25 protein-coding genes and 1 pseudogene are annotated in these 25,916 nt (G+C 67.5%); 13 read left to right on the top strand and 13 right to left on the bottom strand.

Features of this window, described 5'->3' with window-relative positions:
• Positions 1 to 65 precede the first annotated feature (65 nt).
• Positions 66 to 1,109: a hypothetical protein gene (locus tag JRI60_RS00810; RefSeq protein WP_204223891.1), complete on the top strand. Its 1,044-nt coding sequence runs from the start codon at positions 66 to 68 to the stop codon at positions 1,107 to 1,109.
• Between the two features lie 533 nt (positions 1,110 to 1,642).
• Here the strand turns inward: JRI60_RS00810 and sitI6 are convergent.
• Positions 1,643 to 2,368 (bottom strand): SitI6 family double-CXXCG motif immunity protein, encoded by a 726-nt coding sequence (sitI6, locus tag JRI60_RS00805; protein ID WP_204223890.1) that lies wholly within the window; start codon positions 2,366 to 2,368, stop codon positions 1,643 to 1,645.
• Positions 2,369 to 2,392: 24 nt separating this feature from the next.
• Positions 2,393 to 3,100 (bottom strand): SitA6 family polymorphic toxin lipoprotein, encoded by a 708-nt coding sequence (sitA6, locus tag JRI60_RS00800; protein WP_204223889.1) that lies wholly within the window; start codon positions 3,098 to 3,100, stop codon positions 2,393 to 2,395.
• A gap of 91 nt (positions 3,101 to 3,191) precedes the next feature.
• On the opposite strand from sitA6, the gene JRI60_RS00795 reads away from it, so the two are divergent.
• Positions 3,192 to 3,788, top strand: coding sequence for a LysR substrate-binding domain-containing protein (locus JRI60_RS00795; protein ID WP_204223888.1), 597 nt, complete (start codon positions 3,192 to 3,194; stop codon positions 3,786 to 3,788).
• The gene (locus JRI60_RS00790; protein WP_204223887.1) at positions 3,785 to 4,414 is read left to right on the top strand and encodes a DinB family protein; all 630 of its coding nucleotides are present in this window, start codon (positions 3,785 to 3,787) and stop codon (positions 4,412 to 4,414) included. Before JRI60_RS00795 ends, JRI60_RS00790 begins: the two co-directional genes overlap by 4 nt.
• A gap of 106 nt (positions 4,415 to 4,520) precedes the next feature.
• On the opposite strand, the gene JRI60_RS00785 is transcribed toward JRI60_RS00790, so the two are convergent.
• Positions 4,521 to 4,958 (bottom strand): hypothetical protein, encoded by a 438-nt coding sequence (locus JRI60_RS00785; RefSeq protein ID WP_204223886.1) that lies wholly within the window; start codon positions 4,956 to 4,958, stop codon positions 4,521 to 4,523.
• Between the two features lie 349 nt (positions 4,959 to 5,307).
• Between JRI60_RS00785 and JRI60_RS54280 the strand changes: the two genes are divergently transcribed.
• Entirely contained in the window at positions 5,308 to 5,433 is a 126-nt protein-coding gene (locus tag JRI60_RS54280) for a hypothetical protein (RefSeq protein WP_275439092.1), read from the top strand.
• A gap of 3 nt (positions 5,434 to 5,436) precedes the next feature.
• A complete protein-coding gene (locus JRI60_RS00780) occupies positions 5,437 to 6,912 on the top strand; it encodes an adenosine deaminase (protein WP_239470265.1) in 1,476 nt (491 codons plus the stop codon).
• Between the two features lie 9 nt (positions 6,913 to 6,921).
• On the opposite strand, the pseudogene JRI60_RS00775 reads toward JRI60_RS00780, so the two are convergent.
• Positions 6,922 to 7,140, bottom strand: a pseudogene (locus JRI60_RS00775) (double-CXXCG motif protein); the annotation flags it as partial.
• Between the two features lie 166 nt (positions 7,141 to 7,306).
• Between JRI60_RS00775 and JRI60_RS00770 the strand changes: the two are divergent.
• From JRI60_RS00770 to JRI60_RS00760, 5 genes are all read left to right on the top strand, one after another.
• Positions 7,307 to 8,236, top strand: a complete 930-nt coding sequence (locus JRI60_RS00770; protein ID WP_204223885.1) for a hypothetical protein — start codon at positions 7,307 to 7,309, stop codon at positions 8,234 to 8,236.
• Positions 8,237 to 8,457: 221 nt separating this feature from the next.
• A complete protein-coding gene (locus tag JRI60_RS52850) occupies positions 8,458 to 9,012 on the top strand; it encodes a DUF2381 family protein (RefSeq protein ID WP_343213439.1) in 555 nt (184 codons plus the stop codon).
• On the top strand, positions 9,009 to 9,677 hold the full coding sequence (locus JRI60_RS52845; RefSeq protein ID WP_239470264.1) for a hypothetical protein: 669 nt from the start codon (positions 9,009 to 9,011) through the stop codon (positions 9,675 to 9,677). The genes JRI60_RS52850 and JRI60_RS52845 overlap by 4 nt, the downstream gene beginning before the upstream one ends.
• 155 nt (positions 9,678 to 9,832) lie before the next feature.
• Positions 9,833 to 9,958, top strand: a complete 126-nt coding sequence (locus JRI60_RS54275) for a hypothetical protein (RefSeq protein WP_275439091.1) — start codon at positions 9,833 to 9,835, stop codon at positions 9,956 to 9,958.
• A gap of 136 nt (positions 9,959 to 10,094) precedes the next feature.
• A complete protein-coding gene (locus JRI60_RS00760) occupies positions 10,095 to 11,123 on the top strand; it encodes a deoxyhypusine synthase family protein (RefSeq protein WP_204223884.1) in 1,029 nt (342 codons plus the stop codon).
• A gap of 70 nt (positions 11,124 to 11,193) precedes the next feature.
• On the opposite strand, the gene ycaC is transcribed toward JRI60_RS00760, so the two are convergent.
• The gene (ycaC, locus tag JRI60_RS00755; RefSeq protein ID WP_204223883.1) at positions 11,194 to 11,841 is read right to left on the bottom strand and encodes an isochorismate family cysteine hydrolase YcaC; all 648 of its coding nucleotides are present in this window, start codon (positions 11,839 to 11,841) and stop codon (positions 11,194 to 11,196) included.
• 183 nt (positions 11,842 to 12,024) lie between these two features.
• Positions 12,025 to 13,281, bottom strand: a complete 1,257-nt coding sequence (locus tag JRI60_RS00750; protein WP_275439090.1) for a Kelch repeat-containing protein — start codon at positions 13,279 to 13,281, stop codon at positions 12,025 to 12,027.
• Between the two features lie 320 nt (positions 13,282 to 13,601).
• Here JRI60_RS00750 and JRI60_RS00745 point away from each other — a divergent pair, with 320 nt between their 5' ends.
• Positions 13,602 to 15,557 (top strand): BTAD domain-containing putative transcriptional regulator, encoded by a 1,956-nt coding sequence (locus JRI60_RS00745; protein ID WP_204223881.1) that lies wholly within the window; start codon positions 13,602 to 13,604, stop codon positions 15,555 to 15,557.
• A 51-nt stretch (positions 15,558 to 15,608) separates the two neighbouring features.
• Here JRI60_RS00745 and JRI60_RS00740 read toward each other — a convergent pair whose 3' ends face one another.
• Both JRI60_RS00740 and JRI60_RS00735 read right to left on the bottom strand, forming a co-directional pair.
• Positions 15,609 to 17,087: a Kelch repeat-containing protein gene (locus JRI60_RS00740; protein WP_204223880.1), complete on the bottom strand. Its 1,479-nt coding sequence runs from the start codon at positions 17,085 to 17,087 to the stop codon at positions 15,609 to 15,611.
• A 332-nt stretch (positions 17,088 to 17,419) separates the two neighbouring features.
• Positions 17,420 to 18,085: a TetR/AcrR family transcriptional regulator gene (locus JRI60_RS00735; RefSeq protein WP_204223879.1), complete on the bottom strand. Its 666-nt coding sequence runs from the start codon at positions 18,083 to 18,085 to the stop codon at positions 17,420 to 17,422.
• Between the two features lie 169 nt (positions 18,086 to 18,254).
• Here JRI60_RS00735 and JRI60_RS00730 point away from each other — a divergent pair, with 169 nt between their 5' ends.
• Positions 18,255 to 19,187, top strand: a complete 933-nt coding sequence (locus JRI60_RS00730; RefSeq protein ID WP_204223878.1) for an oxygenase MpaB family protein — start codon at positions 18,255 to 18,257, stop codon at positions 19,185 to 19,187.
• Here JRI60_RS00730 and JRI60_RS00725 read toward each other — a convergent pair.
• A complete protein-coding gene (locus JRI60_RS00725; RefSeq protein ID WP_204223877.1) occupies positions 19,184 to 20,449 on the bottom strand; it encodes a dicarboxylate/amino acid:cation symporter in 1,266 nt (421 codons plus the stop codon). The two genes, JRI60_RS00730 and JRI60_RS00725, sit on opposite strands and share 4 nt — an antisense overlap.
• A 430-nt stretch (positions 20,450 to 20,879) precedes the next feature.
• Here JRI60_RS00725 and zigA point away from each other — a divergent pair, with 430 nt between their 5' ends.
• Positions 20,880 to 22,115 (top strand): zinc metallochaperone GTPase ZigA, encoded by a 1,236-nt coding sequence (gene zigA / locus JRI60_RS00720; protein ID WP_204223876.1) that lies wholly within the window; start codon positions 20,880 to 20,882, stop codon positions 22,113 to 22,115.
• Positions 22,116 to 22,195: 80 nt separating this feature from the next.
• On the opposite strand, the gene JRI60_RS00715 is transcribed toward zigA, so the two are convergent.
• From JRI60_RS00715 to JRI60_RS00700, 4 genes are all read right to left on the bottom strand, one after another.
• Positions 22,196 to 22,648: an acetyltransferase gene (locus JRI60_RS00715; RefSeq protein ID WP_204223875.1), complete on the bottom strand. Its 453-nt coding sequence runs from the start codon at positions 22,646 to 22,648 to the stop codon at positions 22,196 to 22,198.
• A gap of 202 nt (positions 22,649 to 22,850) precedes the next feature.
• Positions 22,851 to 23,966, bottom strand: coding sequence for a ferrichrome ABC transporter substrate-binding protein (locus tag JRI60_RS00710; RefSeq protein ID WP_239470263.1), 1,116 nt, complete (start codon positions 23,964 to 23,966; stop codon positions 22,851 to 22,853).
• A 49-nt stretch (positions 23,967 to 24,015) separates the two neighbouring features.
• Positions 24,016 to 24,948 carry a transposase gene (locus JRI60_RS00705; RefSeq protein ID WP_204223874.1) on the bottom strand — a complete coding sequence of 311 codons (933 nt, stop codon included), beginning with the start codon at positions 24,946 to 24,948 and terminating at the stop codon, positions 24,016 to 24,018.
• A 166-nt stretch (positions 24,949 to 25,114) separates the two neighbouring features.
• Positions 25,115 to 25,897 carry a class I SAM-dependent methyltransferase gene (locus tag JRI60_RS00700; RefSeq protein ID WP_204223873.1) on the bottom strand — a complete coding sequence of 261 codons (783 nt, stop codon included), beginning with the start codon at positions 25,895 to 25,897 and terminating at the stop codon, positions 25,115 to 25,117.
• Positions 25,898 to 25,916 lie beyond the last annotated feature (19 nt).

The raw sequence follows: 25,916 nt of genomic DNA, 5'->3' as shown, positions 1-25,916 counted from the left end.
CGTGTTCCCAACGGAAGTGCATTCGCTCGACGACCATCCGACCGGAGTGAACGAGGAGGAAATTCATGCCGCAGCTGTGGCAGATCGCCGCGGGAGAACCGGCACGCGATTACCGGGAACTCTTTCTCGAGCATGACCTGATGCTCATTGGCCCGGGCACCCCGGGACCCGCTCCAGGACCTGCCTACAAAGGTGCCGGCATGATGGGCGCCATCCATTCTTTCGCGACGGAGCCAAGCCCCGGAGACCCGGTCCTCATGCGCTTGGGACATGACGTCGTGGCGGTCGGCATCATTCCGGAGGAAGGAGGATACTCCTGGGAGGAGCACTACGATGATGTCCTCGGTTGGGATCTCCAACATACCCGCCGTGTCCAATGGGAGCCCGATCTCCTCGCGCAGTTCCCCGATTTGAAGAAAGTCTTCGCGACCCGCAAGCAGCAGCCAACCTTCACGCGTGTCCACGTCGTGGACAGTGCTCGCGTCCAGCAGCTTGCCTCCCGCTTCGTCGCGCGCGAACTCAAGCCACTGCCTACTGTCGGCCCCGTACTCAAGCGGGAGGAACTCGGGATCGAATTGTTCGCATCAGGCGTGGCGAATGACGTCGTGGATCGGCTCATCAATGTGCTCGAACAGGTGAAGCGCCTCTCGGCCTGGTACAAGGGAAAGTACGCAGGAGACCGGCCCACGGAACACGAGGTGGTCGCACACATCCTCGTCCCTCTCCTCCGAAGCCTGGGGTGGTCTGAGCAACTCCTGGGGGTTGAATGGAACCGAGTGGACGTCGCGGTGTTCGACCGCACGCCTACCACCCAAGAGAACTGCGTCGCGGTGTTCGAGGCGAAAGGATTGGGAGAGCCCCTCGACAGAGCATTTGAGCAGGCCCGAGTCTATGTCGAGCGACTGGATCTCACGCGATGCCGTCTCATCGTCACCGCGGATGGCGGCCGACTGATGGTATACCGACGCAACAATGATGGGTCCTGGCCTGAGCAGCCCTCCGGGTACCTGAACTGTTCGGCCCCCCGTGGAGCCCACCTGCTTCCGAAGCAGGCCAGCTCCATCCAGACGCTGGTCAGCTTGCTGCCGGGTCGGCTCGGTCACTGGTGAGCCGCATTCCCCACACCACTCTAGAAACCATACCGGCTGGACTGCGCCTGCCCCGATTTTGTGGCTCTCCCGCATTGTGTAGGGTGGCGCGCTAGCGTAGAGGTCATTCCGGAGGCGACCACGGCGACCTGGGATGTGGGAGCAGGATTCCGCGGGCCACTGATCGAGTTCCTTGAGGCACTGCTCGAGCACGAGAGGGTGTCAAAGAACTTGAGCAGCACGACCCGGCAAGACGCGCGGTAGGAAGAAGAAGAGAGGAAAGCGAGCCGAGAAATCCCCCCGACTCCACCGCTCTGCCGCCTCTCGGAACACCGCGACAAAGGTCCGGTACTGCTCGCGCAACTCCTTCAACGCATGGCGCGTGGAGGCATGCCCCAATGGCCGCAGACTGCGCTTGAGGCGCTCAGGCCAAGTATGCGGTGCTGTGCCCGCACGACCCGTGCCCCCAATGCAGGCGTACCCAATCCTCGGGCCTCGGCTTCCACCTCCTCCAGCAGGTCGCGCACCGCCCGCTGCCGCTCCTTCGCCCCGGCTCAGCGGACCTCCAGCTCCTTGAAGACGACCCCGTCCAGTTCCAGGCGGCGCACCGCGTCCACCATGCGCTCGTTGGCGATGATGAGCGTCGAGGCGTCGGCCAGCCGGAAGATGTCCACGTACTGCGGCAGTGAGGCGGCGTCGAGGCAATACGGGTCCGGGACGCCGTGGCCCATGGCGACACCACAGGTGGGGCACGGAGGATTCGGAGGCGGCAGGCAGTCCGGGTGGAATCGCCCATGGCTTTCGAGCTGGATGTCCCGCAACTCGGGAGCGTGTCTGGTGCGGAACCGCACCTGGGTGAGGCAGCCGGTCAGGCCGCGCACGCCCGCGCTCCGCAAGCGCTCCAGGGCCTCGCGGCGCATGCAGAGGGACCAGGGGTTCTGCATGATGAGCTGGCCGAAGTAGCCCAAGCCTGTTCCCTGGAGCGGGCCGAACGCTGCTCCCGATTCCAGTACGGCGTAGGGAGGCGCGAATGGACGCACGAGCTCGCGCCGCCGGATGAATTCCTCGCGCGGAACGGGCCAGGAATCCAGTAGCTTCTCCTGGTCCTCGGGCGGCAGAGCCGACAGGTCCACGCACGGGTATTGAGCCGATGTCCCTCCCTCTGGCTGCAAATCACAGACAGGGCAGGGTTCCACACCGGGCAGACTCCATTTGTGGGAAGCGTTCAGGTTGCCCGTGTAGCGTGGCGACGGGTCTCCATCCAATTCGTAGAATTTCATGTGGCCGGGTCTCGAACCCGAAGGTCAAGGAACGAGAAGCTGGGGTCCGGGTGCAGGCACTGGAGCGTAGTACGACCTGAGGGGACCTGCGATGTCGAAGCGCAGGGCCAGCTCGAAGGCCTTGCGGATCAGGACTTCCTTTGGCACGACTCCGGGACTGCTCCTCATGACCTGCCGCCACGCGGCGTTCCACGTACCTCCATTGGCACCGCGGTGAATGCGCAGGTGTACTTGTTCCGGGATGAGCATCGTCCACTCGTGGATGTTGATGCCACTGCGGTTGAGCCATGTCCTGAACTCCTGCGCCTGGGGAAAGAGGTGGTGCTTGATCAGCTTTCCTTCGAGCCGAGGGAAGGCCGGAAGGAAGCCCTGGCGGTAGCGGAAGTGGAAGGTCATCCGGGGTCGGGCGTCCTCCCGGAGCCCCGCGCGCCTCCAGTTGCGCTGGGTGCCAGGTGCGCGAAAAGGCGGGCGAGGGAATCGTGCCAGCTCCGCCCCCTGCGCAAGGGGCCCTCGCGTGAGCGCCTCCGGGTCCACGTCCTCGCAGTCGAAGACGGCGCACTCGCCCTCGTCACAGGCGAGCACGATGCACCGGTCGGCATCCGCATCGTCGCAGACGGTGGTGTCGTTGGGCTCGGTTGCCTCCCAGGTGCGTGGGGAGGTGGCGCACGCGGCCAGCAGCAGCGCGGAGAGGAACAGCGGCAGCAGGGTGCGAGGCCGGAGGGTTCGGGTCATGGGCGCCCCGAGGCTATGGTGTGCAACGGCAGGATGTCCTCCGAAAGGCCCGAAAGGTGTCAAACACCTCGTACGGGAGGCGGACCTGGGCGTGCGCACGGTGCGTCCCAGGGGGGACTCGCTGGTGGCGCGCAAGGTGGGGCAGCTCGCCTGGAGGCTCTACGCCAGTGCACGCTACCTGGAGCGTGCCGCACCCCTGCGCTCGGCGGAGGACCTGGCGGGCCATGCGCTGGTGGGCTTCGACGCGGTGCTCTCACGAATGCCGCAACTGCGCGTGCTGGAGGAATGGAAGGCGGGACGCTTCGTCTTTCGCAGCAAAGCGGCCATGGCCGCTGCGGGCGCGGTGGCCGCCCACCAGGGCGTGGCGGCGCTGCCGTGTGCGCTGGCCAGCCTCTACCCGGAGCTGCGGCCCGTACTCCCGGAGGTGGAGCTGCCCCTGGAGGACGTGTGGCTGGTGGCCTCGCGCGAGGCCCGGAAGGTGCCACGGGTGCGCGCGTTGATGGGATTCCTCGCCGAGCGCTTCGAGGAGTCCCGCTCCGTCATGCTGGGCGTGCGCGGATGCCGGCACCCGCCGTGGAGGATGTCATTCGCTGGCACGCGCCTTGGCGGCCTCGCCCGGCTGCCAACAGGGCATGTCAGGGGCCTGCGCTACACGGTGCGCCTCCCCATCGGAGGAATCACACCATGAATCGTGCCGTGCTTGCCCTCGCCGTGCTGCTCCCCACCCTGGTCCTCGCCGCCGAGCCGGCCGCCCCCGCGAAGGCGGCGCCCAAGGACTCGAAGTTCCTCGTCGACTACCTCACCCAGACCCAGAAGGACTTCCTCAAGTCCATCGATGGGCTCTCGGAGGCGCAGTGGAAGTTCAAGCCCGCGCCGGATCGCTGGTCGGTCGCGGAGGTGGCCGAGCACATCGCCCTGTCCGAGGAGATGTTCGGCGAGAACATCACGGGCAAGATCCTCAAGACGCCCGCCGCGACGGCCGAGCAGAAGGCCAAGACCCAGGGGCTCGAGGAGAAGATCCTCCAGGGCATTCCGGATCGGACCAACAAGTACAAGGCGCCCGAGAAGCTCCAGCCCGCGAGCAAGTTCGCCTCGGCCAAGGAGGCCGCCAAGGCCTTCAACGCCAGGCGCGAGGCGAGCATTACCCTGGTCAAGGGGACGCCGGAGAGCGAGCTGCGCAGCCACGTCAGCGGTCCGTCGCCCATAGGTGATCTGGATGCCTACCAGTGGATGCTCTTCATGGCCGCGCACTCCAAGCGGCACATCGCGCAGATCGAAGAGGTGAAGGCCGACCCGAACTTCCCGAAGAAGTAGGCCTCGGGCATGAAGCGGGCCCCCGCCGCGGAATTCGAGTTCCGCGGGGGGGCGGCGCGCGTGATGGGCGTCGATCTCTCCGAGGACATGGTGCCCTCGGCTCCGGTTACGCTGTTACCGCGGCGCGATCCGGCCGTAGGGTACGACCGAGCCTGCTCGCGAGCCACGCCATCGGAATATAGGCCACCAGGAGATCGAGCGCGATGAACCAGGTTGGCGCGGGAATCATGAACGACGCCGCGATGCCGCCAGCCAGGTTCAGCACACCGATGATGTAGGCGAACACCGAGCGATGACTCGCGGCGATGAGATGAGCCGTCAGTGCGCCAACGAGCGTGCCGAGCGCGTGCGCGAGAAACGGAAAGACGAAGTTCTTCGGCTGCATCAAGTGCGCCGACGACTTCAGGCTATTCATGTCGTTCATGTCCACGCCGGGCGGCAGCGCGAATACATGCGGTCCCGCGGTGACGAGCGACATGTTGACGATGCTTCCGAGCATGAACCCGGCAATAACGGCCAGGACATTCCGCAGGATGAGCTTCATAGGGGCGGGGTATAGCAGGAGACTTGCCGCGCCGGCCCAGGCGCACAAGCATACTTCCGCGCGTGGCAGCAGGTGTCCCTGCCTGCTGGCGTGCCGGTTCGAAGCGCGACGGAGACTCGACCTCTGTGCCTCTGCGACCTCTGTGTTCAACCGTCTTCCGGATTGGCCTGCGTGAGGTGTGCAGGCACAAGGTCGGTGAAAAAATCCAGGTCGGCGTGACCAGGACTCCTCGTGAAGAACACTCGGAAGGCGAATTCACGAGGAGTGTGTGCGCGTCCCTTCTAGGGTGTTCGGCCATCCCGACCAGGAGACACCCACGTCGACGCTTCCGTCCGCGTGGACCACACATATGAACTACAAGAACCTTGGATTGGCGGTCGTCGCGGCGCTCGGCATGAGCGCGTGCGGCGAGGATGCGGAGCCGAACCCCCAGCCGACCCCCGTGGAGCCGACGCGGGAGGACGTGGTGCACTAGCACATGGAGTCGCTGCGAGGCGACCCCGCGGCGCTCGGCGCCTTCCTGCTCGCCATGCCCAAGGGCGCGGATCTGCACAGCCACACCTCGGGCGCCATCACCACCGAGAACCTGCTCAAGTGGGGCGCCGAGGACGGCGCGTGCGTGAACACGACGACCTTCGTGGCCAGCAACCCGTGCGCGGCCGGAACGACGCCGCTGGCCAACGTCTGGGAGGATCCGGCCTTCTACGACGCCGTGCTGGGCGCCTGGTCCATGCATGACTACACGGGCTCGCTGCTGGAGGCGCACCAGCACTTCTTCGACGCCTTCGGCAAGTACGGCGCGGTACAGCTCGACTCGCGCAATGACGACAGCTACGCGGACATCCTCTCGCGCGCCGGCAAGCACCACCAGGTCTATGTGGAGCTGATGCAGGGGTTTGGCGCGAGCACCGGTGGCAGGCTCGCCGAGGGGCTTTTCACCACCTCGGACACCTGGGATGCGGCGACCCTGTTGGCCAGGCGCAAGCAGCTCATCGCGCTGCCCGACTTCCAGGCCTCGATCGACCGGCAGGCCGCCAGCATCGCGGCGACCCTGAAGGGCGCCCGGGAGCTGCTCAAGTGCGGCACCGCCGAGGCGGATCCAGGCTGTGACGTGGAGGTGCGGTTGCTCTCCTCGGCCAACCGCACGGCGGAGCGCGCGAACGTCTTCGGCCAGTGGGTGCACGCCTATGAGCTGGCCCAGCGCGTGCCCGAGCTCGTGGGTGTCAACCTCGTGTCCCCCGAGGAGAACGAGAAGTCGCTCGCGTACTACGACGACGAGATGTTCGCCCTGGGCACGCTGGATGACTTCAATGACAACACGGTCGGCCGCAAGACGGTCCACATCGCCCTGCACGCCGGCGAGCTCATCCCCGCCGTGCTCAAGGCCGAGGATCAGCAGCACCTGCGCTTCCACATCCGCAACGCCGTGGAGAAGGCCCACGCGGAGCGTATCGGCCACGGCGTGGATGTGCTGGGCGAGACGGCTGGCGATGGCGCCGCGGACCTCCTGCGAGACATGCACGACCTGAGTGTCATGGTGGAGATCTGCCTGACCTCCAACCGCGTCCTGCTCGGCGCCTCGGGCGCGCAACACCCGCTCGCCTCGTACCTGGAGAACAAGGTGCCGGTGGCGCTGGCGACCGATGACTCGGGCATCCTGCGCGGGGACATTTCCCAGGAGTACATCGCGGCCGCCACCGACCAGGGGCTCGACTACAAGACGCTCAAGCAGATGGCGCGCACCAGCCTGGAGTACGCCTTCGTGGAGGGCGGCAGCCTCTGGGCCAACCGCAATGACTTCACGGCCACGGTGAGGGCCTGTGCCCAGGATAAGCTCGGAGAGGCCGCTTCGTCGGCCAGCTGCAAGACCTACCTCGCCTCCCACAAGCGCGCCGCCCTCCAGTGGAAGATGGAGACGCAGTTCGCCACCTTCGAAAACCAGTTCGTGAAGTAGACCCAGGCGGCGCACCGCGTCCACCAGACGCTCGTTGGCGACGATGAGCGTCGAGGTGTCGGCCAGCCGGAAGAGGTCCACGTGCCGCGGCAGTGAGGCGGCATCGAGGCAATACGGGTCCGGGACGCCGTGGCCCATGGCGACACCACAGGTGGAGCACGGAGGATTCTGAAGCGGCAGGCAGTCCGGGTGGAATCGCCCATGGCTTTCGAGCTGGATGTCCCGCAACCCGTTTCCTCGCTACACCTTGAATCGAGCACATCTGCCCCCACCAGAGGTAGACGTCTACCACGGAGCGGGCTCTTGATGGTCAGGCCATCTTCTCGGGAGGCGCCTGGGGCGCGGCATGCGAGAATGCGGGAACGAAAGCCGTGTTGCTGAAGTGCATGCGCTCATGCCCGAACTCAAGATCGATGTCGGGGCCGGAACCAAGGGCCCGAGGTCCCTGTTCATCAAGCTCTTCACGGAGGCGGAACTCGCCGCGCTCTTCATCGATCAATACCGATCGGTTTGGACTGCACGCGCGCGGAAATTCATGAAGCAGGCCACGGCCATGGAGAAGGTCACCTGGGGTGGGAGGGCGTGTACGCTCATTCGCCATACCTCCGTGCCGGCCGCGGATTACGTGCGGCTCAAGAGCGTCCTCGCCACGACCATGGACTGCCTCGGCCAGTGTCCGTCTCTCACGTTGAGCGCCTATCCGATCGAGTTCCTCATCGATTCGACCCCTGGGAGCGCGGGCTACGTCATCCAAGACAAACGCGATGCACCGAAGAAGATCTCCGTCTTTCTCGGCTCCGATGTCTGGGGATTCCAGCGCACGAATACCCGAATCATCGCGAACTACCTCCATAAATACATCCGTTCCTCCAGCGAGGCGGAAAAGGCACGGAGGCGAACACTCGCCGCGGTGTTTCATGAATTCGGCCATGTCTTCCATCAGCTGACCGCACCTTCGCACTACTTCATGCTGGGAATTCTGGGGATCCTGCAAGGAAGGGGGCAGAGTGAGCTGAGGAAGGAGGAGCACCTCCACTCGATGTGGCGCATGTTCCCGGGCTTCCCCTCCGTGGCGTACATGAAGCAGTTCCATCGGGGGATCGAGCAGTACGCGCGCACACAAGTCTCTGGCTATGCCTCGGAGCGTGAACCCGAGATCGTCGCGGAGGTGTTCTCGGGGCTGATGATGGGAATCACCTTCGCACCAGACACGAAGACGCTGTACGAAGCCCTCGGTGGGCATGTCCCTGAAGACGTGATGCGCTACGAGACTCAAGAGGTGGCGAAGATCTCGGATTTGATTCATCACTGGTCGCTGCCATGACTCCTGAGAGTCAAACACCTCTGGACCTCGCGAGCGCCGCGTCAGCGGATGGAGCGATTGAGAGAGGAACGGGGTGAGCTTCCCTTCAGGAACGTGAGCACCTGGGTGAACGTCCTGCCCCCTTTGAGCACCATGAGGTGCTCGGGCCGCGAAGCCACCAGTACGACGATAGCCCTCCCTGGTGGGGCATCTGCTAGGGTGAACCGGCGAGGTCACCCCCACTGGCACTACCATCACCCCTTCTCCTGGCCCTCCTCACCCTCTCCCTGGCGGCGCCGGCGGCAGCGCAGACCCAGCCCTCCGCCCGTGAGCGGCAGGAGCGGCAAGTCGTCCTCCCCAACAACCCCAATGAGGCGGTACCGGAGGCGCGGGTGGCGGTGGGCGTGGCCACCTACCTGCGCTTCGACGCCCCCCTCGACAAGGCCTCGGTGGAGGTGGAAGGGCGGCCGGCGCGTTTCCGTTGGGTGGATGTGGGCGAGCGCCTCATCGCCGTGGAGCCCTCCGTCGATCTGGGCGCCGAGGAGAAGCTGGTGGTGCGGGTGCGCTACCGGGATGGCGCCTCCCCCGCGGTGGCCACGCTCGTGCTCGTCACCCACCCCACGCTGGTGGACAGGGAGGTGGAGGTGGTGCGCCGCCCGCGCACCCTGGAGGTATTGGAGGCGGCGCTGGCGGAGAAGGAAGCGGCGCTCGCCGCGTTGCAGGGCACGAGTGGGCCCGCCGGCTCGTCTTCTCCGGACGGCTCGACCGCGAGGGCGTGCAGGCCCGGCGCATCGTGAAGGTGCCCACTGACCCCCAGAGTGGGTTGAAGGTGCCGGAGGGAGATGCGTACCGCGCCGGCACCTGGGCGCTCACCGTCGTCCTCGCGCCCCTACCCGAGGCGCTCCCGCCTGGGTCTGGCCAGTCCGAGAAAGGAAGTCCGCCCGTGTCCACCACCGCCCCCTCCGCCTCCTCGAGTTTCCTCGCCGCCTGGCTGTGCGCTGTCGTCGGCATCGGCTGCCCCGGTGCCCAGGTGAAGCCCCCGGAGCCCGAGGACTGCCCCAGGGAGGCGACCGAGGCCATGGCGGAGCTGAAGCTTCGGAAGGGCAGCCCTCTTCGGGCCGTCGTGGACGTCAACCAGCCCGGCGACACCAGCGAGGCGGGCGTCTACCAGGACGGCCCCGTCATCGGACGCCTCACGGTGGGGGACGGCAACGTCCCCGAGGGGACGCTGCTCCACGGCCGCCTCTGGACGGGGTCCGGCATCTACTGGGACGGGGATGAGAAGTTCCCAGCCGTCACGGGCCGCTACACAGAGGCCGTGCTGCCCGATGGACGGAAGTACCCCGTGTGCATCGTGCTGGGAGACTGGGACGGGCGGGTGCCCAAGCACGAGGGCTCCAAGGAGGGGGCTGCCGTACTGAACCGCGAGTTGCCGGTGAGCGTCGTCCAGCGCTGGCCGTGAGGCCCGAGGCCCCGAAGAGGCGGCTCCGAACTCGAGCGACTACAGCCCGACGAATTCGCAGTCCCGGACGACGACGCTCATCAGCAGCCCGTCCACCCGCCCGCGGACGGTGACGCGCGCGCGCCTTGTCCCGGTACTCCCCGAGGAGGGTGCGGATGTCCACGGACCTGGCGGCCTCCGTGGGCCTGGCGCTCGCCCGGGCGGCGGAGGTGGGGCCGCCCTTGAACGCCGACACCACCCCGCCGCTGAGGAGCGTGGTGGCTGGACACGGCCTTTTGTGATACCCCTCTGCCCAGCCATTCGACGCTCCGATGGCGGCGCGACGCAACGTCGTGACCGTAGGGCGTCCTCGGATGGCGTTGGCCGCAGTGGCGTCGTCCGGGTTCCCACCCGTGCCGCTTCAGGAGACGCCTCCTCATGTCCGACGCCCAGCTCCCCGTCCTCGACTTCATTCTGAGCAACTACAAGAACTTCAACGCCCGCGCCACGCGCGACGCGCTCCTCGCCTACTGGCGCCACATCGCCGCGGGCGGCCGCATGTTCTGGGCCGTGGCCGGGGCCATGTCCTCCGCCCAGCTCGGCATCACCCTCGCCCCCGCCATCCGCGCCGGCCTCATCCACGGCCTCTCCGTCACCGGCGCCAACCTCGAGGAGTCACTCTTCCGGCTCGTCGCGCACCACAGCTACAGGGACTTTCCCGACTACCGGTACTTCACCCGTCAGGACGACACGAAGCTCCTCGCCGACCGGATGCGCCGGGTGACCGACACCAGCATCCCCGAGGACGAGGCGTTCCGCGCCGTCGAGAAGAGCATCGTGCCCATGTGGGAGCGCGCCACGGCTGGCGGCGAGCGCCGCTTCTGGCACGAGTACTTCTACGAGGTCATCCAGGCGATTCCTCCCACCTCCCACGAGGGCTCCCCCGACGAGTGCTGGCTGCTCGAGGCGGCGCGCGCGCGGCTGCCCCTCGTCGTGCCGGGCTACGAGGACTCCACCTTCGGCAACATCTTCGCGTCGTACGTGCGCTCAGGCGAGTGCCACGCCAGCATCGTCAAGTCCGGCATCGAGTACATGGCGGACTTCTACGACCGCTACCAGGAGCTCTCCACAGGAGAGGGCATCGGGTTCTTCCAGATCGGCGGTGGCATCGCCGGGGACTTCCCCATCTGCGTCGTGCCGTCCATCAAGTACGACCTCGCCCAGCCCGTGAAGCCGTGGGCGTACTTCTGCCAGGTCAGCGACTCGACCACCTCGTACGGCTCGTACTCCGGCGCCACGCCCAACGAGAAGATCACCTGGGACAAGCTCACCGAGACCACGCCCATGTTCGTCATCGAGTCGGATGCGACGATCGTCGTGCCGCTCGTGCTCCGGGCGCTGCTCGAGTGCAAGCGCCACCCCGCCGAGGCGGAGGCGCTCATCGCCCGGCACCAGGGCTCCCGCTAACCCACCGGCGAAGGGTGGGCCTGCTCCAGTTATCGGGGCAGGCTCACTCCGCCACTTCCGCGTGTCCAGCTCAGGGCACGGACTTGGGCAGGGGATTGGCTGCCTTGAACGTGTTGTAGCTGGTCATCAGGTTGCGGTAGTCGGGGATGTGGTTGGAGAACAGCGTTCCCAGCCCCTCGACGTCACGGCGCCAGTCGCGGTGCAGCTCGCAGGCGACACCGAACCACGTCATGAGCTGCGCGCCCGCCGCGGACATCCGGTCCCAGGCGGAGTGGCGCACGACCTCGTTGAACGTGCCGGAGGCATCCGTCACCACGAACACCTCGAAGTCCTCGGCGAGGGCCGACAGCGTCGGGAAGGCCACGCAGACTTCAGTCACGACGCCCGCGATGATGAGCTGCTTGCGGCCGGTGGCCTTCACCGCCTTGACGAAGTCCTCGTTGTCCCAGGCGTTGATCTGCCCGGGGCGAGGGATGAAGGGGGCATCCGGGAACTTCGCCTTGAGCTCGGGAATCAGCGGACCGTTGGGGCCCTGCTCGAAGCTGGTCGTCAGGATGGTGGGGAGCTTGAAGTAGGCGGCGAGGTCGGCCAGGGCGAGCACGTTGTTCTTGAACTGGTCCGGGTTGAAATCGCGGACCAGCGACAGCAGACCGGCCTGGTGGTCCACCAGCAACACCGCTGCGTTCTCCCTGTCGAGACGGCTGTAGGGCTTGCTCATTTCACTCTCTTGTCGTGGTTGTGGGTTCGCCGCCGTGGCGGCGTGTCGTGATGAGTTGATTCCTACCTGATGAGCGCAGCGCTCGAATCCCCCGCCTGGGGGACCCAGGGCTCCCCCTTCGATTCCGACCAGCCCCAACAGAAGTGCGCCGCTCTTACGACGAGCGGCGCACTCGGACTCGGGTCACGGCGTGTACAGCTCGACGGAGGACAGGGCTCCATCGGGGCCAGCAAAGCCACCCGAGATCAGCACCTTCCCCTTCGTCGGCAACAGGCTCGCCGTGTGCCACGCACGACCTTGGGTCATGCACCTGGCCGTATCCGCGGGCGTGCACGCCAACGTGGACCAGCGATCCTCGACAGGGTCGTAGCTCTCGGCGGTGTTGCGGTATTCGGTGGGTGTGCCGATGCTCTGGAAGATTCCTCCCAGGACGAGGATCCTCCCATCCGGGAGCTCGGTCGCCGTGTGACCCCGACGCCCATACGTCATGGTGGTGCCCGTGGAGCCACCCGCCGGGACCGTGGAGCCGTCATGACCATCACCGCCGGCACCATCGTCGACATCGAGATCGTTGGGATCGTACAGATCCGCGGAATTCAAGTCGTTGAACAGCGCATCCCGGCCACCCGTCACGAGCACCTTGCCAGTCGACAGCAACGTCGCCGTATGGCCCACGCGCGCGGTTGACAGGGGCGAGAGCGAGGTCAACGTGCCCTGCGAGGCCGACGTGTCTTTCGCGTAGAGCTCCACGCTGGCGATGTTGTTGTAGAAGCTGTTCCCCCCCATGATGACCACCCTGCCTTCCGACAGCAGCGTCGCCGTGTGACCGGAGCGAGGCGTCGCGAGGTGTATGTTCTCGAGCAACGTCCAGGTCCCAGACTCGATGTCGTAGATTTCCAAGGTGTCCGTGTCATCGCCATACGCCCGTCCGCCCACGACCAGCACCTCGTCTTCGTTGATCAGCGTCGCCGTATGACCCGCCCGGGCGCTGTTCATGGAGCTTGTCGGAGTCCATCTGGACCCTTCAGGACTCGTCGGGTCGTAGAGCTCGGCTGTATTGTCGGTGTAGCCGTCAGCCTCTCCACCCGAGATCAGCACCTGGCCAGTCGATAGAAGCGTCGCGGTATGATCATACCGGGCCGTGCTGAGCGAGCCGGCCGCGGTCCAGCAGCCGGTATCCGGATCGTACAGCTCCGCGCTGGAGAGGGGCGTGCCGCTACTGTCCACCCCTCCCACCACGAGCACCTTGCCATCCTCGAACACCGTCACCGTGTGATGGTGACGAGCGTTGTTCAGGGAACCGGGGGCGCCGCATTCCGCGAGCGTCTGCGTCTGCCGGAGGGAACCCAGGGGCCGGACCGCCTCTTCAGGCCGCGAGTTGCATCCGGACAGAGCCACGGAAACAAGGCACAACAGGATTTGTGATGTCTTGTGATACATGTTTTCCTCTGTTTGAAGAGCCAGCGCACGAGACGCACGATGGCGAAAGATGAGGGTGAGCGTCTGTTCAATCTCTGAGAAGGTGTGAATCCCTCTCAGCTTCAGTCACACTTCGTTTTGTGGTTCGAGTGGATTTTTTCTTTGAGATGACTTGTCACGTCCGCCCGTGGTGGATTTTTGGGTGGTTTGTGCCGGCGAAAGACTCATCCACCAGGGGCCGCCTCCTGGACGAAAAACCTAGAGTTGCCCGAGTGACTGATGCGTGACTGACGCCCCGGCTCGGAAGCATGCTGCGCCTTCGAGGAGTGATTCGAGGACGCATGGAGCACGACGACGAAACCGGGACGGGCTGGAGGTTGGAATTGCTCGGCGGCGCGCGCCTCGACGGACCGGGGGTACGGCTGGAGCGGTTGGAGCGAAAGACAGCCGCGCTCCTGGCCTATCTGGCGCTGCGAGGCGCCACGGCGCGCGCCCCGTTGGCCGAGCTGCTGTGGCCCGACTCCAAACGCGAGACGGGACGCAACAACCTGCGCCAGCTCCTGCGCCGTCTGAGGGAGGCCGCGGGCACCGGGCTGGTGGATACCTCGCAGGACACGCTGCGCCTCGTTCCCTGGCTCACCTGCGACGCGGCGCGGCTGGTGGAGGTCTTCTCCAGCGGACGCTACGCCGAGGTCGCGCGCCTGGAAGGAGAGCTCCTCCACGGCTACGCCTATGACGACTGCGACGAGCTGGGTGGCTGGGTGCGCGGCCAGCGCGACCACCTGCGCGAGCTGCGCCTGCGCGCCGGCGAGGAGGAGGCGGCGCGGCTCGAGCGCGAGGGCCAGCAGCGCGCCGCCCTGGAGTGGAACCTGCTCGTGCTGGAGAAGGAGCCCACCCGCGAGTCCGCATGGCGCCGCTCGATGCGCCTGCATTGCCTGCTCGGCGACCGCGCTTCCGCGCTGCGCGCCTACTCCCGCTGCTGCGCCGTGCTCGAGCACGAGCTGGGGATGTCCCCCATGGAAGAGACACAGGCGCTGGCACGGGACATCGAGAGCGGCGCCCCTGCGCTCCTCTCGGAACGGCCCGTGCGGCGGGAGCTGCCCCTCTCCGTCCTGCGTCCGCGCGTACTGGCCGGACGGGCGCGAGCGTGGGCACAGCTGGAGACGGCGTGGAAGGCACGCATCCCGGCCTTCGTCGTGGGCGAGCCGGGTCTGGGCAAGACACGGCTGCTCACCGAGTTCGCCGCCACCTGCGGCCGGCCCCTCCTCTTCTCCTCGCGGCCGGGGGACACCACCGTGCCCTTCGCCACCCACGCGCGCTTCTGGCGGCGGATGCTCGCGCAGCGGCCAGACGTGGTGCTGCCGGCCTGGGTCCGCCGCGAGCTGACGTGCATCCTCCCGGAGCTGGAGGACGGGAGCTTCACCTCCACCGGTGAAGTGGACAAGGTCCGCCTCTTCAGCGCCATGCTGGAGCTGCTGCGTCTCACGGGCGAGTCCTTTGGCTCGGTGGTCGCCGACGACCTCCAATACATGGACGCGGAGAGCTTCGAGGCCGTCTCCAACATGGTGTCCGCCGCCATGGACGCCGGGATGATGCAGCGGTTGCCCCACCTGGTGGCGGGCCTGCGCCGCGGCGAGGCCCCGCAGGCCGAGGCACTCATCCGCCGCATGGTGGAAGCCGGGCTGGCGGTACGCGTGGACCTGGAGCCGCTCTCCACGCCCGAGGTGGCCGAGTTGCTGGGCGGCGTGGACGTGCCCGAGGCCTCGGGACTCGCCGAGCCCCTGGCGCGCTTCACCGGGGGCAACCCCCTCTTCATCATCGAGACCCTCAAGAGTCTCATCGAATCCGGCGAGCTGACCCAGGGCCTGCCCCGAGCGCTCCCCCCTCCAGACCGGGTGGGTGCCATCCTCGAGCGCAGACTCGAACGGCTGTCCGCGGGGGCACTCCAGCTCGCGCGTACGTTGGCGGTGGCCCGGCAGCAGTTCTCGCTGGAGCTGGCCTCGCAGGTGCTGGACTCGCATCCCCTGTACATCACGCGGGGTTGGGAGGAATTGCTGGCCGCGCAGCTCGTGCGCGACCACTGGTTCACGCACGACCTGCTCTACGAGGCCGTGCTCCAACACCTCCCCGCTCCGGTGGGAGTGTGGTTGCACCGGCGCGTCGCGGAGCACCTCTCCACCCTGAAGGTTCCCGCCCCCCTCCTCGCCCACCACTGGCGGGAGGCGGGAGACGCCGCTCGGGCCGCGCTGTTCGACGAACGCGCGCGGCAGGAGGCGCTGGTCGTCCGCGGTTCCTGAGCTGAATGGAAGCGGTGGGCAGCGCCCCGCGCCATCCCCGCTGGCGAAATCTCAGGGAGAACGGGAACCGTGCAGCCAGACCGTGCGCTGGGGAGTCGTCGAGAAGGGCTGCTCGGTATGGAGTTGGCCCCCCACGAGCAGCGTCTGGCCCGAGGGCAGCGGCGTCACGGTCATCCCCCAGGGGAGGTCCGCCGGCAGGTGACCCACCAGGTGCCAGTTCGTCCTGTTCGGGTCGAACGCACGCATCCTCCAGTCCAAGGTGTCGGAGCTGAAGAGCATCAGGCCCGAGTGCAGTGGGCGGAGGGCGAAGCGAGAGGGATTGGCCGACGGCGGAGGGGTCGCGGCAATCCAGGTGTTCGTTTCGGGATGGTAGAGCTCCGCGCGCACGCCCCCCTGCGCAGGCTGCCGGTAGAGGCACAGCACCTGACCGGAGGAGAGCAGGGAGAGGGTCGTGTCGAGGGTCTTCTCCGTCGTCCTCAGGCCGCCCAGGATCGTCCAGGTGTTCGTGCCAGGGTTGTAGCTCCATGCGCCCGAGGTGGTGTCGGCGGGGGAGCCATTTCGACCGGGGATGGGGTGCGTGCCGATGGCCAGGACCTTGCCCGAGGGCAGAAGCAGGGCGTCGTCCAGGACGGCCTCGGAGGGGAGCGCGGCGGCTGGGCTCCAGGAGTTCGCCTCCGGGTCATAGAGCGCGTTGCGTGACTGTCCCGTCGACTCCACACCCAGCATGAGGACCTTTCCGGACGCGAGCAGGACGGAGCGCTTCACGCTCGCGAGCTCCCTCAGCTCCGAGGCCACCTTCCACGTGCCCGTCGAGGGCTCGTAGAGCTCCACCGCGGTGGCGGCTCGCGGCTCGGAGGCTCCTCCGGCTCCGGCCCAGAGCCCGCCGACGACGAGCACCTTCCCGGAGGGAAGCAGGTGGGCCTGGTGCTCGAAACGGGGTTGGCTCAGCGCTCCAGTGGGCGCCCAGGTCTCCGTCGAGGGCTCATACAACTCGGCGGAGGACTCCAGGACGGAGGGAACGGAGGCCACGGTCGGAGTCTGGGTGCTGACGAACTCGGACACGCCTCCCGCCACGAGCACCTTGCCCGAGGCGAGCCGCGTGGCCGTGTGGCCCACGCGGGGCCGGCTCATGGGCGCGCGCTCGTCCACCACACAGCGGAACAGCCCGGTCTCCTGGAAGTGGAACTCCGCGGACGCGGTCCGCCCCCTCTCGTCGGTGAGCGTCGCCGTCACGACCGGCATCGGAGCGCCCTTCGGGATGCAGTTGGGGGCCTTCCAGTCGGCGGTGGCGGGAGAGTCGGCATGACGCTTCGTCACGGTGCCGAGCGTGGTCGTCCATTGGATGGTGAAGGGCGCTCCGACTTCATAGGAGACGCTCAGCGTCACGTCCTCTCCACCGGACAGCTCGGTCGTGGACCGGTAGCTGGCGCTGAGGGTTGGCTCCTGGGGCGACCCGCATCCCGTGGTGAGTGTGAGCACTCCCGCCAGCCACAGCGCGGGCGCGGCTGACCATTCCTGCGACTTCCTCATGGGTTTTCCCCCTCTTCATGGCCAGGCCGCTGCGTGCGGACCCGGACTCGCATGGTCGACCACTCTTGAACCACGCACTGCTTCCCTGATGGCAGAGGGGGTGAGCTGTCCACTCAATTCAACGCAGTCATAATATTGCGGATTGATATGGGGATTGGATTCTTGGAAATCGAAGCTCGGTAATCCGAGAAGGTGTCCACCGAGAAGGTGTCAAAGGACTCGAACGGCTCCCTGGGCCCCGAGAAGGTGTCAAAGGACTCGAACGGCTCCCTGGGCCCCGGCGAGGTGTCGGAACGAGTTCTTTGACACCTTCTCCGGGGCGACCGGAGGCGTCAGCACCCGATGAGACCGTCGAGCAGGCGCTTCGCGAGGGCCGTCACGGTATCGCGGCGGGTCCCGTCGAGCCGCTCCCACCCGAGGAAAGCCAGCGACACGGGCTCTATCGTCGTGAAGGCGGAGAGCGAGGTGATCAGCATCACCGCGCCCGCGCGCTCCTCCTCCCTCCCGGGGCGGCGCTGGCGAGCGATGGCCAGCAGGTCGGCGACGAGGCCGATGCCGGGGCTCCACAGCCCCTCGAACAGCAACGCATAGCCCGGGCCCTGCTCGCTCATCTCGCGCAGCACGAAATCGGTGGTGAGCCGTTGCTCCGCATCGGCGGTGATCGCCTTGACGAGCGCGTCGAGGATACGGTCGAGCCAGTCCCGCGCTTCCGTGGCCGAGAGCGAACCCTTGTTCGCTGCCTCGCGAGCGGCGCTCACCAGCGGCAACAGCCGGCGACTGTACTGTTCAACGATCGCCTGCGCGCAAGCGCGGTGCAGCCCCTCCTTGTTGCCGAAGTGGTAGGCGATCACCGGGAGCGTGACCCCCGCCTCGGCGGCGATCATCCGGGTGGTAGCGCCCGCGAAGCCCTCACGAGCAAAACAGCGCATGCCCGCCTCGAGGATCCGGGCCCTGGTCATCTCCGTCGGCGTCAGGCGGCTTTTGGTCTCGAGGCTCATGGTCAGCCATATAGGCAGGGAGGAGCCTGTTTCGGTAGCGCACACTCCTGGCGGGTTTCTCCTCGGGCGAGGAGGCGGAACGTCCTCACGACCGCAACAGGCGCTCAGGCTGTTGCGGCGGCTCCTATCAGTTGATATACGGAATATATCAACTGATAGGGGCAACGATATGGCTTTACGAAATCCGGTACCGGCGGAGCGCGAAGCAGCGCCGGCGCAGGCGGCGAAGGGGGCGGCCGCGCGCGAGTGGAAGATCGACTATCTGTCCCCCGCCGGAGAGCCTTCGTTGGTCCCGCCGGACTCGGTGCAGTGGCGGGTCTACCGCAACCCGATCGTCATGGGCATCGGCGGAGTGGCCGCCGTTCTGCTCGAGTTCGCCGACCCGCGGATCCGCAGCGGGGTATGGGACCATTCGGTCTACAAGGTGGACCCGATTGGACGCTCGCGACGTACTGGGCTCGCGGCGATGGTTGGCGTGTATGGCCCCGCCTCGGTGGCGCGCAAGGTGATCTCCGGCGTCACGAAGATGCACGCGCGCGTGTCGGGTGAGACGCCCAACGGTCAGTCGTACCGTGCGCTCGACCCGGTGCTGCTCAATTGGGTCTTCGCGACTGCCCTCTTCGGCTTCTTCAAGGCCTACCACACGTTCGTTCGTCCGCTCTCGCCGGATGATCAGGTGCGCTTTTTCAGGGAAGGAAAGCCGGTCGGCGAGCTCTACGGCGTCACGCACTGTGTCGGGTCGGAAGCCGAGTTCGTCGCGATGATGGAAGAGCTGCAGCCAGGTTTCGAGCCGCACCCGATCAACCTCGAGTTTCTGAACATCATCGAATCGGGCCGTTCGGCGCCTTCCTTGCCGCGCTTCTTGCACCGCGCGATGGCCCGCGGCGCGGTCGCGATCCTCCCGCCGGTGGTCCGGAAGAAGCTGGAGCTCGGTGCGGAATGGGACCTGACCGCGCTCGACCGTCTGGCGCTGACCTCCGCCGGCCGGCTCGCTGACCACTGGCGCGACCGCAACTCTCCAGCCTGGCAGGCGGCGCTGCGTCACGGTCTGCCAGGCGACTTCGCCTGGCGATCGCCGTCGATGCAGAGAAGCCTGGGCTAGGACGACTCCTCCACCCCGACGTTGCTGGAGGCCCGGTCGTACACGGCCACGTCGAGCAATCCTTCCTCCCTGGCCACCAGGACCGGCACCAGCATCTGGCCGGTGACGTTGGTCAACGTGCGCATCATGTCCAGGATGCGATCGATGGCGAGCAGGTAGCCCAGCCCCTCCAGGGGCAGCCCGGCGGAGCTGAGCACCACCGTGGCCATCACCACCGCCGTCCCCGGCACGCCCGCGGTGCCGAAGCTGCCGAGCACCGAGGCCAGCAGGATGATGAAGTACTGCGACGCCGACAACTCCAGGCCGAAGTACTGCGCGACGAAGAGGGAGGCGAGGGCCGGGTAGATGGCGCCGCAGCCGTCCATCTTGATGCTGGCGCCCAGCGGCACCGCGAAGGCCGCGTAGTCGCGGTTCACCCCGAGGTTGTGCGTGACGCTGCGCAGGGCCACGGGCATGGACGCGAAGCTGGACGAGCTGACGAAGGCCACCTGCATCCCGGGCGCCGCGCCCCGGAAGAAGCGCAGCGGATTGAGCCCGTGCGCCAGCAGCAGGCCTCCATAGACGAACACGATGTGCAGCGCGCAGGCCACGTACAACGCGAGCACGAACCGGCCCAGCGGCAGCAGTCGCTCGAAGCCGTAGGTGCCCACCAGGGCGGCGATGAGCCCGAAGGTCCCGAGCGGGGTCAGCTCCAGCACGAAGCGGGTGACCTGGATCATCGCCTCGCTGGCCTCGCCCACCAGCGCGCGCAGCCTCGCCGTCTTCTCGCCCAGCTTGACCAGCGCGAAGCCCAGCAGTCCGGCGAAGAAGATGACCTGGAGGATCTTCCCCTCCGCCAAGGCGGCGAAGGGATTGGTCGGTACCACGCCCAGCAGCACCTGCACCGGCCCCGGTACCTCGCGCGGCTTGTAGCCCTCGGCCATCAGCAGCGTGCCCACGCCGAGCCCCGGGCGAAGCAAGGCGGCGGTGCCCAGACCCACGCCCACCGCCAGTGCCGCGGTCACGGCGAACCACAGGAACGTCTTGCCGCCCAGCGCCGCCACGCTCTTCTGCCCGTGCAGCGCCGACACCGCATGGATGACCGCGAAGAACACCAGCGGCGTGGCGATCATCCGGATGAGGTTGACGTACAGCGTGCCCAGCGGCTGCAACCAGGGCCCCGCCGCTTCACCCATTCCCCAGCCGGCCAGCGCGCCGAGCACGAAACCGCCCAGCACGCGCTGCCAGAACGGAATGCGGAACCACCAGGACAGCAGCTTCATGTGCGCTGTCTAAGAGCGCCATCACCCGTTGTCAATGCGCACCCCCCGCGGGTCAGCACCGCAACCGGCCCGAGGTGGGAGGCAGATGGGCTCCCAACCGGGCCAGCCCATCTACCAGACACATGGCCGCAAGCTGATGGGCGGCTGGGCTGAGCTGCCCCAGCACCTCCGGGATTACGCGACTCGTGGACAGCGGGCAGCACGGCCTCTCCACCCCTCTGCACTGCCCACCTCCCTCCACACAGCCCCTCTCCGTTGGCTTTGGGCATTCAGATGCAACACAGTTGCATCAACAGGGGCACAGCGCTACAAGGAGCGCCACCATGCCCAAGGTTGATCGACCCCTCATCCACTCGGAGTCCCCCTCGGGGACCGGACACCGGGACACGACGACGAAGAACGAGCGCGCCGCGCGGGGGGAGGGCACGCCGTGAGGGATGGACGCCTGCCAGTCACCGTGCTCTCGGGCTTCCTGGGCGCGGGGAAGACGACGCTTCTCAACCACGTGCTCAACAACCGGGAGGGCCGCCGGGTCGCCGTCATCGTCAATGACATGAGCGAGGTGAACATCGACGCCCGGCTGGTGAAGGGTGGAGCCTCGCTGTCGCGCGTGGACGAGAAGTTGGTGGAGATGAGCAACGGCTGCATCTGCTGCACCCTGCGCGAGGATCTGCTGGTGGAGGTGGGCAGGCTGGCACGCGAGGGCCGTTTCGATCACCTGCTCATCGAGTCCACCGGCATCGCCGAGCCCATGCCGGTGGCGGAGACGTTCACCTTCGCGGACGAGCAGGGCCGGAGCCTGTCGGATGTGGCCCGGCTGGACACCCTGGTGACGGTGGTGGACGCCTTCAACTTCTTGAAGGACTGGGATGACACCGAGGAGCTGCGGGAGCGGGGAATCGCCGCGGGCGAGGAGGACGAGCGCACGGTGGTGGACCTGCTGGTGGAGCAGGTGGAGTTCGCGGACGTGCTGGTGCTGAACAAGACGGACCTGGTGTCACCCGAGCAGGTGGGGGAGCTGGAGTCCATCCTCTGCCTGCTCAACCCGGGCGCGCGGATCGTTCGCGCGGAGCGCGGCCGGGTTGCGCTGTCCGAGGTATTGGAGACGGGACTCTTCGATCTGGAGAAGGCCCAGCGCGCCCCCGGCTGGCTGCGAACGCTGCGCGGCGAGGCCTTTCCCGAGACCGAGGAGTATGGAATCGAGAGCTTCGTCTTCCGGGCCCGTCGACCCTTCCATCCGGGGCGTCTCTGGGAGTTCATCCATGGAAGCTGGAAGGGTGTGCTGCGCTCCAAGGGGTTCTTCTGGCTGGCCACGCGCATGGATGTGACGGGGATATGGGCCCAGGCGGGTGGGGCCTGCTCCTTCGAGCCCGCGGGGCTGTGGTGGGACGCCGTGCCCCGGGAGGAGTGGCCCGAGGAACCCGAGGCCCGCGCCGAGCTCGAACAGGAGATGCGGGCGCCCTGGGGGGACAGGCGCCAGGAGATCGTCTTCATCACCCGCCAGGTGGACCAGACGCTGCTGCGCGAGGCGCTCGAGGAGTGCCTGCTCACCGACGAGGAGATTGCCCCGGGCCCCGAGGGATGGAGCCAGCTCGAGGATCCCTTCCCGCCCTGGGTGAGGGTGCACGAGGCAGAGGATGAGCCGTCCGCCGGGGAGACGGCCTGAGCCGCTCTACATCCTCCTCACCTGGTGACGCTCCAAGCCCCAGAATCCTCGTGGTTTCCGGGGCGGTCACTGGCCGACGGTCAGGCGTCGGAACCGAAGCGGCGCAGATGCAGGAGGGGGAACGGGCGGCCGGCGTCGTCCGTCTCCGAGCGGCCGATGACCTCGAAGCCGAGACGGGCGTAGAAGGCCCGCGCACCGGGGTTCTGCTCGTTGACGTCCACCGTCACCACCGGATGCAGGGCCGCGGCACGCTCGACCAGCGACCGCCCGAGTCCCCGGCCGTGAGCGTCCGGATGCACGAACAGGCTGTCGATCTTGCTCCCCGTCATGCCGAGAAAGGCATGCACGGTCCCCTGCCCGTCCACGGCCAGCTCGAACGGCGCGACGGACACGTAGGCCCGGACCCGCGGCAGCAGGTCATCGACGTCGGCCTCGGCCAGGAAGTGGTGGGTGGCGCGCACAGCCGCCTCCCAGATCTCCAGCAAACGGGCCGAGTCCGCGGGCGTCGAGGGGCGAAAGGTCGGGCGAGTCATATGGGTCGGCTCCAGCCAGCAGGGTGACCGCGAAGCGGGGTCGCGAGCACCGCGGCGGCGGTCGAAAGGCTCTCCAGCTTGTAACACATCGGAGCTGATGGAGGCCGGAGGCGGGTGTCGGGCTGAATGGCCTCATGCAACCGCGCCCCTTGGGGTAGCGGGTGATGGACCAAACGCGACACGCGCTGCGACAGCCCCAGCGTCAGTACACACCAATCAGGTGGATCTGCACCCGGGGGTTGCCCAGGTACTCCTCGAGACGCCAGCGGGTGCGCATCCCGTCGTCACGGATGCCCACGCCTTCGCCCTCGGGCGACTCCGCCCGGGCGAGGGCGTCTCGCAGTTGGGACATTGCCCACGCGTCGAAGGTCGGGTCTCCCGAGCCCACAATCACCTCCAGGTCCAGGAGCTTCCCGTCGCGGGCCTGCCGGACCTCGATGATGGCGGCGAGCGCGAGGATGGGCTTGGTGACATCCACCATGAACATGTTCGCCGCGCGGCCGGCCTCCACCGCCGCCTGGAAGCGGTTGCCCTGCTCCAGGCGGTGGTCGCGCTCCTTGGGAGCATAGGGACTGCCCGTCTTGCCGAAGCGCTGGATGGCCTCCACCTGCTCGCGCGTCATCCCTGACGCCAGCACCTTCAGGTCCGGCGACGGCGGGTTCACCAGCTTCTTCGAGAAGTCCTTCTGCAACTGCGCGAAATACGGATGGGGAGCCCCGCTCGTCGCTCGCGCCGACGCCAGCGAGTCCTGGGCCCACCCATCCACGCGCACGCGCGCCTCCTCCGCCTCCCGCGCCGCGATGGCCTTCGGATCAGGCTCGGAGCCGGGCACGTCGCGCAGGGTCCGCCCGGTGGAAGGAGGCTCCCCCGTCAGCGACATGCCCTCCCCGAGCATGCCCTCCGGCACCAGCACCAGCCGCTCCGGCGTCGCCCGCGGCACGTCATCCTTCAGGGACTCCGCAGCCGGAGACTCAGCCGAGGCCTCGGATTTCGACGCCTCCGTCCTGGGTCGCAGGGTGGACGCCTGGGACTTCGGTTCCTCCGCTCCTGGTCGCGCAGGTCGCTCCGCGCGGCGCGCCGGTGGAGCGCTCGTCCGTTCGGGCGGCCGCACCGCGGGGGCGGGAGGGGTCCTGGGCTTCTCGGGTGGATAGCGCACCTCCAGTTCCACGGCCTGTCGCGCCACATGCCTTGGCGCATAGACGGACGGCACCCGCGACAGCGCGAAGAAGAGCGCTGCGTGCAGGAGCACCGAGAGCAGGAGTGTGAGGCCCAGCCGGGAGCGCCGCGACACGGTCCTCAGCTTGCCTCGCGGAGCCACAGGCGGGAAGCGCCCCGAGGGCCGGGTGTCCACTGCCCCGGGTCAGGTGTCAAAGAATGCGCGCGACGAGGCCCGGCACGACACGCGGCGGGAAAGAGAAGAGAGGAAAACGGGCCGAGAAATCTCCCCGTTTCCACCGAGCAGCCGCCTCGCGGAACGCCGCGACGAAAGCACGGTACTGTTCCCGTAACTCCCTCAGGGCCTGGGGCAAGGACGCATGCCCCAACGGCCTCGGGCTGCGCTTGAGGCGCTCAGGCCGGGTATGTGGATGCTGCGCCTGTACGGCCCGTGCCCCCAGGACCGGCTTGCCCCGTGCTCGGGCCTCGGCCTCCACCTCCTCCAACAGGCCCCGTACTGCACGCCGCCTCTCCTCCTCCCCCAGTCCTTTCCAGCACGGCAACGGTGCCACTTCCAGTTCCACGGGCTCTCCCCACTGCTCGGCGAAGCGCCCCTCCCTCGCCGCCATGTCCTCGCTCCTCCTCTTGCTCCAGCGCTTCGTCCAGTTGAACCACTGGAAGCGCCGCCTCGCTGGTCCCAGCAGCTGCGGCAGGCATGTGAGGCCTGGCCACTCGGCACTCCTCTCCACCAGCCCTTCTTTCACTCCATGGGCGAGCACGTAACGCAGCCGTCCCACCAACGCCGCGTCGTCCAGCACCGGCTCCGCTGAATAGCGCCTCTCCCAGAAGCTCCCACTCCACTCCACCAGCCTCCCCACCTTCCTGGACAGGTTGGCGCGCAGGTACTGCATGAAAGAGGCGAGTGCCGCCCCCTTCGTCCATACCAACAGGTGGAAGTGATTGGAGGCGAAGGTGAAGGCGTGCAGCCGCACCTGGCCGCCGCTCTGCTGGACGGCTCGCGCCAGCACTCCGCCTACCACCTCGTTCATCTCCTGGCTGGGCCTCAGCAACAGCCGTCCCTGAAAGCACCTGGACGTGACGAAATAGAAGCCCTCCTCCTGGAACATTCTCAGCGGCCAACCCATCCCCCTCCCCCGCGTGCGGTGCTCGAGGCCGAATGCACCCAGCGGGCCAGCCCTCAAGTCCTTGGAAAGACGAGGGGACCGGGAGTCTCACCCGTCCAGGTCGTGGCCCCTCCGTCTCTCAGTTCTGCTTGTCGAGTTCTTTGACACCAAGCCCCGCCCGACCGGCTCAGGCCGCCACCGCGCTCACGAGCAGATACTCCGCCTCCAGCCGAACCGGCCCGCCATCGGGCGACGCCATGCGCTCGAGGGCCGCGAACATCTCCCTGGCGCGCTCCCCCGCCATGTGTCCCAGTGCCACGTGGACGGGGGAGTGCTTCTCGAGGAACGCCGTCATCTGAGCGGGTGAATCGAAGTGCCAGGGCAACGTGCGCTGCTGGACCTCGACGCGGGTGAAGCCCTCGGCCAGCCAGGAGCGCACCTGGGCTTCCCTGCCCCAAGCGAGCGGGTCTGGCCCTTCCGTGGGCGAGGGCGGCAGGAAGGGGCGCAGGGCGTCGTTCATCCGCGCCATGACCCCATCATTCGTCCAGGCCGTCAGCGCGAGCACGCCTCCGGGCACGAGCACCCGGCGCAACTGGGCCAGGGCCACTTCCGGCCTTGGCACGAAGATGACTCCGAAGGCGGAGAGGGCCACGTCGAAACCGCTATCGGGCAGGGGCAGCTCCTCGGCGTTGGCCTCGAGCCATTCCACTCGCGGCCCCGTCCGCTCCCGTCCGAGTTGCACCATCCGGGGCGACAGGTCGCACGCCGTCACCCGCGCGCCCCGCTCGGCGGCGAGCCAGGCCGCGTTGCCCGTGCCGGCGGCCACGTCGAGCACCCGCCGCCCCGCAACCGGCTCCACCCGCTCGAGCAGGGCTTGTGAGGCGGGCATGAGTCGTCCGGCCAATCCCGTGTAGTCCCCGAGACCCCACATCTGCCGGGTCCCTTCCGTGCGCGCGTCAGTCGTTCCCATGCGCGTGACTGTATACTGC

Source organism: Archangium violaceum, from assembly GCF_016887565.1.
GTDB classification, from domain to species: Bacteria; Myxococcota; Myxococcia; order Myxococcales; family Myxococcaceae; genus Archangium; species Archangium violaceum_B.
This window is presented reverse-complemented; position numbering and strand designations above follow the sequence as displayed.